General features: G+C 38.8%; 9 protein-coding genes. 6 read left to right on the forward strand and 3 right to left on the reverse strand.

Going from position 1 to position 14,351, the window contains the following annotated elements:
- Positions 1 to 4 precede the first annotated feature (4 nt).
- The 5 genes from Q0779_RS11260 (at position 5) to Q0779_RS11280 (ending at position 9,258) form a co-directional block, all read left to right on the forward strand.
- Entirely contained in the window at positions 5 to 718 is a 714-nt protein-coding gene (locus tag Q0779_RS11260) for a methyltransferase (RefSeq protein ID WP_298772647.1), read from the forward strand.
- Positions 719 to 821: 103 nt separating this feature from the next.
- Positions 822 to 2,048 carry an ATP-dependent RNA helicase SrmB gene (srmB, locus tag Q0779_RS11265; protein ID WP_298772749.1) on the forward strand — a complete coding sequence of 409 codons (1,227 nt, stop codon included), beginning with the start codon at positions 822 to 824 and terminating at the stop codon, positions 2,046 to 2,048.
- Between the two features lie 340 nt (positions 2,049 to 2,388).
- Positions 2,389 to 3,603: an efflux RND transporter periplasmic adaptor subunit gene (locus Q0779_RS11270; RefSeq protein WP_298772649.1), complete on the forward strand. Its 1,215-nt coding sequence runs from the start codon at positions 2,389 to 2,391 to the stop codon at positions 3,601 to 3,603.
- Positions 3,600 to 6,728, forward strand: coding sequence for an efflux RND transporter permease subunit (locus Q0779_RS11275; protein WP_298772650.1), 3,129 nt, complete (start codon positions 3,600 to 3,602; stop codon positions 6,726 to 6,728). The genes Q0779_RS11270 and Q0779_RS11275 overlap by 4 nt, the downstream gene beginning before the upstream one ends.
- A gap of 280 nt (positions 6,729 to 7,008) precedes the next feature.
- Positions 7,009 to 9,258, forward strand: coding sequence for a PAS domain-containing protein (locus Q0779_RS11280; RefSeq protein WP_298772652.1), 2,250 nt, complete (start codon positions 7,009 to 7,011; stop codon positions 9,256 to 9,258).
- On the opposite strand, the gene Q0779_RS11285 is transcribed toward Q0779_RS11280, so the two are convergent.
- On the reverse strand, positions 9,242 to 10,636 hold the full coding sequence (locus Q0779_RS11285; RefSeq protein ID WP_298772654.1) for a hypothetical protein: 1,395 nt from the start codon (positions 10,634 to 10,636) through the stop codon (positions 9,242 to 9,244). The genes Q0779_RS11280 and Q0779_RS11285 overlap by 17 nt on opposite strands.
- A 179-nt stretch (positions 10,637 to 10,815) precedes the next feature.
- Positions 10,816 to 11,721 carry a bile acid:sodium symporter family protein gene (locus tag Q0779_RS11290; protein ID WP_298772655.1) on the reverse strand — a complete coding sequence of 302 codons (906 nt, stop codon included), beginning with the start codon at positions 11,719 to 11,721 and terminating at the stop codon, positions 10,816 to 10,818.
- Between the two features lie 475 nt (positions 11,722 to 12,196).
- Between Q0779_RS11290 and Q0779_RS11295 the strand changes: the two genes are divergently transcribed.
- Complete coding sequence (locus Q0779_RS11295; RefSeq protein WP_298772656.1) at positions 12,197 to 13,099, forward strand: LysR substrate-binding domain-containing protein; 903 nt, start codon at positions 12,197 to 12,199, stop codon at positions 13,097 to 13,099.
- 65 nt (positions 13,100 to 13,164) lie between these two features.
- Here Q0779_RS11295 and Q0779_RS11300 read toward each other — a convergent pair whose 3' ends face one another.
- Complete coding sequence (locus Q0779_RS11300) at positions 13,165 to 13,896, reverse strand: HDOD domain-containing protein (RefSeq protein ID WP_298772657.1); 732 nt, start codon at positions 13,894 to 13,896, stop codon at positions 13,165 to 13,167.
- Positions 13,897 to 14,351 lie beyond the last annotated feature (455 nt).

Below are 14,351 nucleotides of genomic sequence, written 5' to 3' on the forward strand. Positions count from 1 at the left end.
CATTATGCCTTTTACCTTTAAACAATTTCATATTAATGATTCTCTTTGTGGCATGCGAGTCAGTACAGACGGCGTATTATTAGGTGCATGGGCTCCACTCACACAAGCTGATACTATTTTGGATATCGGCGCAGGCAGTGGTCTACTTAGTTTAATGGCCGCTCAGCGCAGTCAAGCTCAGATCACTGCTGTAGAACTGGATGAAAAAGCCGTGAATGATTGCGAGCATAATTTTAATGCATCGCCATGGAGCGATAGATTAAAGGTTCATCACTGTGCAATTCAGCATTTTATTACTAGCCATAGGGTATTTGATCACATTATTTGCAATCCGCCTTATTTTACGAATGGGCCTCAATCACAACTCAAAGCGCGGAGCAGAGCAAGGCACACAGACAACCTTAACTTTGATGAGTTACTCAACGCAATAAAGCAACTCTTAGGCCCAGATGGAATCGCTAGCCTTATTTTGCCTTCTGCGAGCCTAAAAGACTTTCTTGTACGGCTCAGCTTTTTTAAGCTCAAAACCATCCAACTTGTTAATGTCGCCAGCATCGAAGGCAAAGCACCTAACCGACATCTCATAAACCTACAACATGGGGATTTACAAACTCAATATTTTTCTCCTGTTAACACGCACCTCAATATTCGTATGCCAACAGGTCAATACTCAAATGAAATGCAAGCACTCACGCAGAATTTCTACTTAAAATTGTAATAGTGAAATGGCTTTTTTTATCAATAAGTATTTTCATAAGAGGATTTAAGTTGTGAGCGTTAGTCTATATAATGTGTCGCTGAAATATATTGGGGCGCCGCACATGCTATTTGAAGATCTTGATCTTGACACTCGTTTATTAAACTCACTTAAAGCTATGGGTCACGATAAACCCACAACCATTCAACAAAAAACTATCCCTATGGGTTTAGAGCAACGCGATATTTTAGCTCGAGCTCCGACAGGTACAGGCAAAACAGCCAGCTTTTTGTTACCCGCAATACAACATTTAATCGACTTTCCAAGACGCTTTAGTGGTCAAGCAAGAGTGTTAATCCTCACCCCTACCCGTGAACTTGCGAGCCAAATTCATCGCTATGCATCGCATTTATCAACGGATCTCGATCTTGATATTGGCATTATTACAGGTGGCGTACCATATGGGCCTCAAGAAGAAGCTTTAAAAAATAATATTGATATTCTTGTGGCAACCCCCGGCCGCTTAATGGAATATTTAGATAAAGGGCATTTTAATGCCGAAGAAGTCGAAGTATTCGTGATAGATGAAGCTGACAGAATGCTGGATATGGGCTTTTCAGCCGTAGTCGAAACCTTAGCGATTGAATCAGTTGGTCGTAAACAAACCATGCTTTTTTCTGCCACATTAGAAGGCAGTGATGTCAACCGCTTTTCCATGCAGCTTCTAACCGACCCCATAAAAATTGAAGCCCAATCCCCGCGCAGTGAAAAAGCAAAAATCCATCAGTGGATCCATATTGCCGATGACAAACACCATAAGTTTGCTATGTTATGCCACTTATTACGTCAAGAAGATGTCACGCGCGCCATTGTCTTTGTCAAAACCAGAGAAGCGGTTGCCAGCCTAGAAGGCCAATTGCAACGTGAAGGTATTAGCTGCAGTTTCATGCGCGGTGATATGGAACAAAAACAACGTTTTCAAGCTTTAGGTCGCTTCACCAAAGGGGAAGTGAACGTCTTGCTTGCAACCGATGTCGCCGCCCGCGGTATCGATGTGGATGACATATCCCATGTCATTAATTTTGATATGCCTCGCTCAGCAGACACTTATGTACACAGGATCGGTCGCACGGGACGTGCAGGGGCGAAAGGTACGGCTATTTCACTCGTTGAAGCTCATGATATTCGTGTCGTCGGCAAAATTGAACGCTATATTGAACAGCCATTAAAGCGCCGTTATATCAAAGAACTCAGACCCAAAAATAAAGAAGCTAAGCCACCCGGAAAGAAAAAAGTGAAAGTCACAGATAAAAGTTTCAGCAAGAAAAATAAAAAGAAGAAAAAGAAGTAATTTTTGCTTCTTCAATTGGTAACAAAGAGTGAAAATAAAAAGGCACTATTCCCTTTAAGCACTCTTTGTTACAAATGTATCTTAGGCTTAAAAAGATCATACCAATAAGTTGACCGACTCTCATAAAGTATAAAAAATAACCACCAAGAATTAAGTAGCATAACCACTATGAATGATAAGGTTAACTTTAATTACACAGCTAACCGCCCTTTTATTGAATGTCTTTCCCCTCTGTAGGATTTTGATACATTTAAAATTCAAAAATCATTTTATCCCATCACCAGAGTCTGTTAATTTATAGAGTAATAATAAGAAACTTTCATTCACAAAGGCGACATTAATGTTAAAAATTCTATTTAGGAGGCTTTTTCCTCTTTTCATTCTCATTGTTTTTATTTTGACTGCTTTCTTATTAAATAGCACCAAAACACCTCCTGAAGAAAAGCCTACTACAGATCACGTTCCCATAGTCAATGTGATCCACATTCAGCCTGAAACCATGCCATTCAATTTATCTTCTTATGGCACCGTTAACCCTAAATATAAAACCCAATTAGTCACTGAAGTTGCTGGACGTATTATTGATGTCTCCGACAACTTTGTTTCAGGTGGTATCGTCAAAAAAGGGGAAAAGTTAGCCCGTATTGAGCCCTCAGATTATGAAGCCGATCTGATGCAGGCACAAGCCTCCCTAGCTCAAGCTTTAGCGGCATTAGACGAAGAAAAAGCCAGGGGTGAAGTCGCTAAAAATGATTGGAAAGGCTACGACAGTAAAGTGGCTCCCGAACTCGGTTTGAGGATCCCCCACCTTAAAAAAGAACAAGCCAATGTTAAATATGCCAAAGCTTCATTGGCAAGAGCTGAGCGTAATCTAGAACGCACTATTATTCGTGCCCCTTTTGATGGCATTATCAAAAACAGAAATATCGATTTAGGTCAGTATGTCTCTCTAGGCACCAATATGGGAGAACTGTTTGATACTGACATAGCAGAAATTAGGTTACCGATTACTGACAGTGAATTAGTTTACCTTACGTCAGTGGATCGCCCCAACACTCAAGTGGAGCTCAGCACACAACTCGCCGGCCAAACACACACTTGGTTAGGGCAAATCATTCGAAGTGAAGGAGTTATTAATACCGATAATAGAATGATTTACTTGGTCGCTGAAGTCAAGGATCCTTATTTGAGACGTGATTCAAATACCCATACCACTAAACTAAAATACGGCAGTTTTGTCACCGCTAAAATCACCGGCCGTACCGTAGAAAACCTCGTTAAATTACCACGAAATCTTGTCCATAATAATCAAGTTACCCTCATAGATAACGATAACAAAGTTGAAATACGTACGGTAAATATTGTGCGTACTGATCTTAATTACGTGTATATAAAAGACAGTTTACGGCTCGGAGATAAAGTCTCTACGACACGATTATTTAATGTAAAAAATGGTCAAACAGTTAAAGTTATCAGCAATAAAAACCAGTCACAACAAGATAATCCCACTCAAGGAGCTCCGTCAAAAGAGTTAGCTAAGGTCGTTAAGTCATGAATACTGAAAAAGGAATTATGGCTTGGTTTGCACGTAATCATGTCGCTGCAAACCTACTTATGCTAGCGCTTATCATCGGTGGCTTATTTAGTGCATTACTGATTAATAAAGAAGTTTTCCCCACCTCAGAACTCAATACCATTAGGGTTTCTGTTGCCTATCCTGGCGCTGCACCTCAAGAAATTGAAGAAGGCATCAATATTAAAATTGAAGAGTCTATTCAAGATCTTAATGGCATTAAAAAAGTCACCTCCATAGCCAGTGAGGGTGAAGGTACCGTCACGATTGAGGTGGAAGATAACTATAATCCACAAGATGTGCTCGATGAAGCAAAATTACGCATCGATGCCATATCCACTTTTCCCGCGAATACTGAAAAGCCCCAAATTTATAGAATTAAACCTGAAAATAACGTTATTTGGCTCTCGGTATATGGTGATTTAAGCCAGCAACAAATGAAAGAGATGGCCAAATCTATTAGAGATGAATTAGCTGCACTTCCCGCTATTACTCGCGCACAAATTGGTGGAGTAAGGGATTATGAAATCAGTATAGAGTTATCAGAAGATAAATTGCGAGAATACGGCCTCACATTTGAACAGGTAGCACAAGCAGTACAAAATTCTTCAATTGATTTACCCGGTGGTGCTATTCGTGCCACTGATGGTGATATTTTGTTGAGAACAAAAGGTCAGGCCTATACTGGCGAAGAATTTTCTCAAATAGTCGTGAGCACGCTCCCTGATGGTAGCCGAATTATGTTGCCCCAAGTGGCCACGATTAAAGATGGATTCGAAGAGCGTATAGGGTACACTCGCTTTAATGGACACCCAGCTGCCATTATCGAAATTTTAAGCGTTGATGATCAAAATGCTCTGGAAATTTCGAAGCAAGTTAAAGCCTATGTCGAAGAAAAAAGACTGCAATTGCCCACTGGCGCCAAACTCGATACTTGGGGGGATTTAACCCATTATCTTCAAGGCCGTCTAAACATGATGTACTCTAATATTTTTTATGGTGCCTTATTAGTATTTATCATCTTAGCCCTCTTTTTAGATTTAAGGCTCGCATTTTGGGTCATGATGGGATTGCCTATTAGCTTTCTTGGTGCACTGTTCATCATGCCATTAGACCCTTTTTCTTTATCTATTAATATGCTGACATTATTTGCTTTTATTTTAGTGCTAGGTATTGTCGTCGACGATGCCATTGTCATAGGTGAAAGCGCATACAGTGAAATTGAAGAAAAAGGGCACTCCCTCGATAATGTCATTAGAGGCGCAAAAAAAGTCGCCATGCCCGCTACTTTTGGAGTGTTAACCACTATAGCGGCGTTTATTCCTATGCTGCTAGTGTCAGGCCCCCAAGCCATTATCTGGCAATCTATTGGTATGGTGGTCATTTTATGCTTGATCTTTTCTCTCATTGAATCAAAACTGATTTTACCCGCTCACCTCGCCCATATGAAGGCGAAAAAGCCCAACGCTAATCCAAATAAACTTAAACAGTTAAAAATAAAGCTCAATGAAAAATTACATTATTTTATTCATCATCAATACCGTGATTTTTTAACCCGCTGTATTAAGAATCGATACAATACTATCGCCATTTTTATCGGCGTACTTATCCTTTCTATTACACTGGTCACTAGTGGCAAAGTCCGCTGGGTCTTTTTCCCTGATATTCCTTCCGATTTTATTCAAGTCAATCTAGACATGGATACAGGCAGTTCGGAAGAAAACACCCTAAATGCAGTGCAAGCACTGGAAAATAGCTTATATGCCATTAACGCTGAATTTGAAAAAGAAACAGGCGCGCAAGTGGTTAAGCACTCTTTTATTAGCCTAAACTCTAGAACATCCGCCTTTATTTTTGCTGAGCTCACTAAGGCAGAAGATCGCACGCTTACTGGAAATGATATTGCAGCGAAATGGCGCAAAGCTTTACCTGAATTGGTTGGAGTCAAAAAATTAACCATCAACGCCACAACTAATAATGGTGGCGGTGATATTTCTTTTCGCCTAACGTCTAATGATCTCACTGAACTTTCACAAGCTGCCGACGCCCTCAAAGCGAAACTCAACACTTTTCAAGGCGTATATGATATTACTGATAACTTCTCATCAGGCAGTCAAGAAATCCGTTTGCAGATCCGCCCAGAAGCTGAAGCCCTAGGGTTAACATTAGCCGATCTTGCTCGCCAAGTACGCTATGGATTTTACGGCTATGAAGCACAGCGCATTTTACGGAATAAAGAAGAAGTCAAAGTCATGGTACGGTATCCATTGGAACAAAGACGTACCATAGGCCATTTAGAAAATATGCTTATTCGTACAGCTAATGGTGATGCCATTCCTTTCTCTGCAGCTGCCAATATTGAGCTGGGTGATTCTTTCTCTTCCATTACTCGAGTCGATGGTCGACGCGCTATCACGATTACCGCTAGTGCAGACAAAAGCAAAGTAGAGCCTTCTAAAGTTGTCGCACAAATTCAAAAAGATTTCTTCCCAGAGTTAATCCGTCAATATCCTCATATTTCAACGGCACTTGATGGCGGCAGTGCCGAGGAAGAAGATGCACTAATCGGGCTCATACAAGGCTTCTTTTTTGCGCTTTTTACAATTTATGCACTCATGGCTATTCCGCTTAAATCTTATAGCCACCCATTAATTGTCATGTCAGTGATCCCTTTTGGTTTTATCGGGGCCATATTTGGTCATTTCATTATGGGTATCAATCTAAGTGTATTAAGTTTGTGCGGTATCGTTGCATTAACGGGAGTCGTTGTGAATGATTCACTTATTTTAGTGGATTTTGTGAACCGTGCACGCGCTGAAGGCTATCCTATTTTAAAAGCGGCAATTGATGCTAGCTGTCATCGTTTTCGCGCTATTTTATTAACATCACTTACGACATTTGTAGGTTTAGTGCCCATTTTAGCGGAGAAAAGTTTACAGGCCAAGATTGTGATCCCAATGGCAACCTCTCTTGCTTTTGGCATATTATTTGCCACTTTTGTTACCTTAATCTTAGTGCCTATACTGTATATAGTGCTCAATGACATCAAAGTCACTTCAAAGACAATATTCACTTGGTGGTGGCAACCTCAACACAAGGATCAATAAGTCACCTTCGTTAAAAAGTTCCCTTTCCCACAAAATAAACGCTCCATAGCGTTTATTTTGTGTCTTTTTAATGACCTTTATTTACTTTTGTTAACATAATCGTTAACGATATGCCAGAAATTGAAATGTTAACATTTCAATAGCAACCTAAATTAAAAAACTCACCATGAAACCTGCCGAACTGTTTTAATTTTTACTGAATAGAAAACTGCTTACTGGGTATATCAGATGGTTTCGTGCTAACATGGCTTGTAAAATAATCATCATTTAAATTAGGTTAATGCTAAAGCGAAATTTACCCGTCCTTATCCACGCTCAAGGCCTACATTGGACTCACCAACGTTTACTCGGACTCGCTAGTCAGCTGTGTATGTTAGCTGTGGCTGTGATTATTGTTACCAGCATTATCATTACATTGGGTGAACGACGCTTACAGGAAGACTGGGCAACACAACGTTACGCTGAATTACAAGCCGTTGGTGGGTTAATGGCAGATCGAATTTCTTTTCAACAGTTTAGAACTCAAATGTTGGCACAATCTGAGTCATTAGAAGAATATTTAGACGCCCCTTCAACAAATAAGCAAGCCTATTTAAAACAGAAATGGCAGGTCATGGTCAACAATGTCCCGACATTACTCGGTGTCGCTTTATATGATACTAAAGGCCGCTTTGTTTTTGCAACAACGGATGAATTTGGTAAAGAGTCGTTACCGCCTTCCTTATTAAGTAATTCAAGAAATATGGGAGAAAATGAAATTTACACCTCCCCTCTTGAATTCACCCCAATTGATGGTGTTTTAGAGCCCTATTTATACCAATTAGCCTGGTTAGAAAAAGATGGACATCAAATACAGGGTTATTTAGTCACTTATCACTCCGTTTCAAAAATGGTTAATAGTATTAAGCCCGCTTTTTCTAGCCAAAAAGCGCCATTAATGATGATTGATACCCAAGGTTTACTTTATTCTGGTGCCAACACTCAACCTGAAATTAACCGTTTTCCTCGTGCTTTAGGCGATAGTTTAAAACAAAGTTACCCAGCTTTATGGCGAAAGATGGCCATGAGTAACTTTGGCCAATTTCATGGTGAAGACGCAACATTTGTCTACTTAAAAATTGAACTAGTAACACAGTATGAAACCCGCAGAGAATACTTTCTAATCTCCTATGTGCGCAATAGTGATATCGCAGCCAAGTTTCATCAATGGCGCAATATATTAATTATTGCCGCTGTCTTGCTGACCTTATTAGGGGCATTAGCAATCATTTTAACCCATCTATATCATTTAGTTCTGCGATCAAGGCAGTTTAGCCTAGAGCTGTCGAATCAATTATTTCACGCTGATATCGGTTGCATGATAGTCAATGATCATGGCCGAGTGATCACCGCAAATGAACTCGCTGGAAAGCTATTACAACAAGCAACAGATGAGTTAACAGACAGAAGCTTACAGCGCATTTTACAATTAGAAGATGAATTTTATGCACAAGTGCTTGAATTACTTACGCAAAATGAATCTTGGGAAGGCGAAATAAAGATCGATCCTGAGGGCAAGCAAATCTTAATCGTTAAAATTCACCTCAAACCTAATGCCGATAAACTATATCGCTACATGATTGTGACTTTTGAGGATATCAGTGAATTAAAACAATACCAAAAAGAAGTTTACCTTAATCAACTGATCACCGAAAATTCAGTGCCAACAGTATTATCCAATGCTAATGGCCTCATTATTAGAGCTAATCACGCTTTTGATAATATGGTTAACATCGCTGATCATCAAGATCAAAATTTAACCCAATTGTTAGATAAAGATTTAGGTAAAAACTGGGCTCAAATCACTCAGCAGATTTTTTCCCAAGGTAGCTGGACAGGTACCATAGATAGCAAAGGAAATGAACAGTTAGAAACCACGACTCAAGCAACCTTAAAAGGCTATTTAGATGAGTCAGGGGAAATTGAATACATTGTCAGTACCTTTGAGCGAACTTTATCACAAAATAACTACTTGCAAGAAGGCGAACTCATTCCCCATCGCAGTACTATTCTAGTTAGCCTTAGGGATCTTGATGATTATTTTCATAATATGAGCCCGCTTAACAAAAAGTTTTCAAGTTTACTGTTATTGGATATTACTGCCGAAAGCATGTTAAGCCATATCAGTGATATTGCCCAAATAGAAAATAGACAAAGAGAGGTCGAGTCTCAACTCTTTAGGGACTTACCTCATCGATATCAGATAGCCAAATGGCAATTAGGTAAACTCATTATTATTTTACCTAATACTGATGCCGATCAAGCCCATTATTTTGCTCTTGAATCGCTGAATAAACTGCAAGCCAATGGATTAGGAGACGGGATCTGTATTGGTATCGCTTCATACCAAGAAAACCAAACCTTAGAGCAATTTTTAAGCAATGCCGAAGTTGCACTAAAGCGAGCTAAACAAACGGGCGAACATAACATTTGCCAAGCTTTTACACGGCATGATCCCTTAAGTATTTCTCCTCCTAAGAAAGGTCATTAAGATGGGTGAATTGACTGGGTAGTTCACTCTCACTTATTTCAACGATACTGGAGCGATTCATGGTAATTTTATATCGTGCATATCGCATGTCTTGTTTATTCATTCTTGACACTACGATCACGTTAATTTGATAACGCCTTTCAACGGATGCATGGCTGACCTTTCCATCGCTTTCAGTATAAATCTTCGCTTTTCCTCTCTCTAAATAGCGAGCAAAAGGCGATAAACTAAAATTGATTTGTTCTTGAATCGTTGAATAGCCCGCAAGAAAATCTTTATTGGTGACTTTAGTGTAAACGCCATAATGCAGAATTTCTGAGTCAACCTTATTTTGTTTATTTCGTTGCTTTAATATATCGGCAACAGCCACAGGCAAATCACTTTTACGGATAAAATCTAACCAAACAAGTTGCTTAGCAATAAGTGATTTACTCGTCGTATCCAATAATGTTCGACTCCACCTAGGTCGACCTTTACGAATGAACTTCCATAACACATTGCGTATATCTTCTTTAAAAATTTCACGAAATCCATAAATAACGGCAAGAGAAAGCACTAAGCTGGTGGTGAGTCCGCTAAACACACCTTGGGCTTTAATAATTAAACTGGAAACAACAATCATCACTAATGCCGTTGCAACACCTGTCGTCATTTTTTTAAGGCCAACACCTAACAATTTTTTTTCTTCTTTCAATACTACACCTTGCTGGATCAATCGTCTCAGCAATAGCATTTTATTCGCGATACGATTAGGATCTTTAATCGTTTGAACTGAATTATATTGGCGCTGTTTGCGGTATTCATTTTCCTTACGACAAAATTGAACAATATCATCATAACTTTCACTATACGCACTATCTCTTGGAGAATGTGCTAACAATTTCAATAACTCTTGCTCACAAAGCCAAGAAAGGTAGTTATCTGCATTTTCAAAATATGACTTCCATTTAGGATCGCTAGGCTCATTACGCCTAAAACGCTTTAACAGCTGAAAAATTTGATTCGATAGTTCATTAAATGCAGGATAAAATTCACTGGCCACTTCTATTTGCCTGAGCTCTTTGCAATCAGTTTCCGTCGCTACAGCAAATTGATAAGCAAATAAATTCAAGTACAAACGAAACTCTTCAATGGTTCGTTTTTTCTGGCTGATAAAGCGGCTTTGAACTAAGGGAAGGTGGATCCCTGGAGAATGATATGAACGCCTTCCCGTGATCCCTGAGTGATAATATTCTTCTTCATCTAAGCTCTTAGTACTGATCCCCATCTCTTTTGGAAAGAAGAAATACAGCCCAAGATGACGATTCTCACCAACTTCTAATTGATGAATAAACTTAATGGATAATGAATCTTCTTGCTTTACACTAATTTTAGACACAAGCACCTTTTATTTGACTAAACATAACATACTTAACACACTGACTTTTAAACTATAATACCAGTATAGTCTAATTCACCTTATAGAAGGTACTTAAAACTTGTACATGGCCATTTAAATCAATAACCTTAAACAAAAAATAACAAATACAAAAAATCAAAAAACACATTTTTATTAACTTATGTCTTATTCGACCATATACTTGCTAATAGACTTCCAGACAATACATGCCAAACACTAAAAATGGCCCCAGGCAGCGCTGTAATCGGATTAAAAAATTTCATTGATAATGCAACAGCAAGCCCTGAATTCTGCATTCCCACTTCAATGGCAATAGTACGACAAATTGCTTCTTCATAGCCAAGCAATCTCGCTCCCCAATAGCCACTCAATAATCCCAGTCCATTATGTAATACCACCGCTAACATCACCATAACTCCCATTGATGCGATATTATTGCTATTAAGCGCCACAACAATCCCAATAATAAAGGCAATAGATAGCATAGACAGTAAAGGCAACCATTGAGCCACACGATTCATCACATTAGATAAAAAGGTATTAATCAATAAACCAATAAAGACAGGAAGCAGCACAATTTTCATCATGCTCAACAGCATGCTTAATAAAGGCACATCGACCACTTTACCAACGAGCAGTTGGACGAGAAGTGGCGTGAAAACAACACTTAATAAGGTAGATATTGCAGTCATCGTAATCGATAATGCCACATTACCTTTTGCTAAAAAACAAATAACATTAGAAGCCGTTCCCCCTGCTACGCTTCCCAGCAATACCATACCAACGAATAAATCAGCATTTAACTGTAAAGCTTTAGCAATAAAAAAAGCGAATAACGGCATTAAGATAAATTGTAATAATACCCCTAATCCTATCACTCGCTTTTTTTTCAAAACTAAAGAAAAATCATAAGGTGTTAAGGTTAATCCCATACAGAGCATGATCACTGCAAGTAATGGGGAAATGCTTCCTTTGAAGTCGATAAAAAATGCAGGTTGCACAAAAGCGGCTCCTACCACTAACAATATCAAAAAAGGAAAAGCCCGAGTGACAAGAGATAACATGCACCTTCCTCATAAAGCCAAAACAAACGCTAAAAATATCACACACAAATCAGTTCAGCATCAATATACTTAAAATACAAAAAAATCAGTCAATAAGTACCGATTCAAATACATTTAAACAACATTTGGTAACATTAAAGTTTTACACAGTTGGCGCATCTGTATTGTTTCACACACGTTTCAATTCATCTTTTGGCTTCACTCAGCTACTCAGCTTGAAAGAGACATGTCTGCAATATTTTTAGGACCCATTTCAGTTCGTATTAACGGCCCATGCGAGGAAAACCTAAGCTAACAATTTCACATCAACTCCCTTTATTAATAATCTAAATATGGGATAACACACCCTAGTTGTATTTCGCTACAAATAGTTCGCTCAGGCGTCTGGACGTCTAGACGTGTGTTGTGATAGTCTCATTCTTTGCCATCGAATTGATTTAAAGAGCAACACGAGCAATATTCATGTGGAGATAAAATGATAGAGCTTAGACACCTACGTACTCTAATCGCCCTAAAAGAAACGGGTAGTTTGGCAGGGGCAGCAGCAAAACGTTTCGTGACTCAATCGGCTTTGTCTCATCAAATAAAAGAGCTCGAAACTCGAATAAGCTCAGCGATTTTTGTTAGAAAAAGCAAACCATTAGCCTTTACAGCCGAAGGAGTAAAACTGCTGCAACTTGCAGAGGATATTCTGCCTAAGGTCATGGAAACAGAAAATGAATTAAAACAAGGTTTAAATGAGGAAAATCACTTACTACGTGTCGGCATTGAATGTCACAGTTGCTTTCGCTGGTTAATGCCTGTCATGACCACCTTCAGAGAGCAGCATTCACACGCCAATTTAGATTTATCCAGCCGATATCTCTTTGACTCTCTTGATGCATTAGAAGCAGGATCTCTTGATGTGGTACTGACCTCTGATCCTGTGCCCAATCAATCTGTAGCATACCAGCACCTATTCGATTTTGAAGTTAAACTGGTAGTTGCAAGCGATCATCCGTTAGCGAATGAAGTTTATGTGACGCCAGAACAATTGGCCGAACATCCTATTCTTAGCTATCCCGTCCCTATTGAAAGAATGGATATTTATCGCCATTTTTTAGAGCCTGCTGGCATTAAACTAGGCCCGCAGATCCATTGTGATCTCACCATGATGCTATTACAAAGAATAGCCTGTAAAGATGGTATCGCTGCGCTCCCTTCTTGGTCAATAAAAGAAGCACACGGACTAAGTTTAACCAGTATATCACTTGGTAAAGAAGGGTTAATCAGGCCCTTATTCGGTGCATATCGTCCTAATAACTCGACAGGAAAGTTAGCTCAAGATTGGCTTAACCTCGTCAGTAAAGAAGGATTGAAAAGAAATACAACAGCATAAATTGCGCAATAAAAAAGGGAAAGCCGACCTCAAATTCACCCTTGAGGTCAGTCAGAAAAATATCATTAAACTTTAGGATTAAGTAATAAGTTTCTTTTTTCTAAAATAGCCTGCAATATCATTCCTGACGAAGACATTTCAGTGGTTTTTTGTAAGTTATGAGCAATCATAAATTCATCACGTAAATCATCGTCGAGCCCTAATTGTGCAAAGGCTTGCAGAGTCAATGTTTGTTGATGGTTATCGATTAACGACTTCAGCACACCTAAAGGATAAGGTTTTAGTGCGGTGTCATTTAAGTAGGCAAATGCGCTCAATACAATAATTTCACCGAATACACTGAATAATGCTAACGTTTGTACCTCATCAGGATTAATCCCTTTGCTTTTTATCCCTTGTAAACTTTCCAAAGCCTCACTAGCAATCTCCTCAGTCAAGGTCCAATAACCCTGAACCAACTTTTTATAAGGTTCGGCTAATTCATCCAAACGCTCTTTTAAATAAAAACTAAACGCATAACGATAAATATTAATCTGACCTAAACGAACCAAAGCGTCTTTTAATGATCGATTCCTATGCGTCCCCATCCCCACACAATCTGCACAGTGACTCCGCCATAATAAGTGAGCCGATAAAGCGGGATCCGATGAGACAATATCAATCACATTGCGCACATCGCTCTGGGCTATAATCGCTTTCTTTAAAGGAATAAGGATCCCTCTTCGCCCAATTACTTGCTCTTCATTGCCAATAATCGCATGTACTTGAGTAAATACCTGCTGCTCAAGATCTGTCATCTGAAGTTTTAAACCTTCTTATTTTTAATATTATTTAACAACAACGTCATTTGTTCTTTAAATGAAACAACGCCTAATCTTATCTAGCTTAACAAGTTTCTGCTATTTTAGGGGGTAAAAATAGGATTTAAATCAAAATTTACAATCAAAACTCATTATTTTTACTTATAAAATTCAATTATTCGCACTCACTTCTAATCTACCACTTTGTGTCATCAATTTTTAAGCACATTACTCATAATTTAACATAAGTATCAGAATTGACTGCAAAGTAATCGATAACAGCCTAAAGCGACCCTTTTTTCATTTTGATGAAAAATGTCATCATTAAAAATGTCAATCAAACCACTGAACACTCACTAAACCTTCAATATTACGTATTCATACTTTAGTTTATACAGTGTTTCAATTGTTAAAAACCAATGCTAACCTCCGCCACCTAATATTCAGCAAGA

It is taken from the genome of uncultured Shewanella sp., assembly GCF_947491715.1.
GTDB lineage: Bacteria > Pseudomonadota > Gammaproteobacteria > Enterobacterales > Shewanellaceae > Shewanella.

Bases quoted from the DNA above. Each gene is read 5' to 3' on its own strand.
- srmB (WP_298772749.1), top strand. From the start codon at position 822: ATGCTATTTGAAGATCTTGATCTTGACACTCGTTTATTAAACTCACTT.
- Q0779_RS11295 (WP_298772656.1), top strand. From the start codon at position 12,197: ATGATAGAGCTTAGACACCTACGTACTCTAATCGCCCTAAAAGAAACG.
- Q0779_RS11280 (WP_298772652.1), top strand. From the start codon at position 7,009: ATGCTAAAGCGAAATTTACCCGTCCTTATCCACGCTCAAGGCCTACAT.
- Q0779_RS11290 (WP_298772655.1), bottom strand. From the start codon at position 11,721: ATGTTATCTCTTGTCACTCGGGCTTTTCCTTTTTTGATATTGTTAGTG.
- Q0779_RS11270 (WP_298772649.1), top strand. From the start codon at position 2,389: ATGTTAAAAATTCTATTTAGGAGGCTTTTTCCTCTTTTCATTCTCATT.
- Q0779_RS11260 (WP_298772647.1), top strand. From the start codon at position 5: ATGCCTTTTACCTTTAAACAATTTCATATTAATGATTCTCTTTGTGGC.
- Q0779_RS11300 (WP_298772657.1), bottom strand. From the start codon at position 13,896: ATGACAGATCTTGAGCAGCAGGTATTTACTCAAGTACATGCGATTATT.
- Q0779_RS11275 (WP_298772650.1), top strand. From the start codon at position 3,600: ATGAATACTGAAAAAGGAATTATGGCTTGGTTTGCACGTAATCATGTC.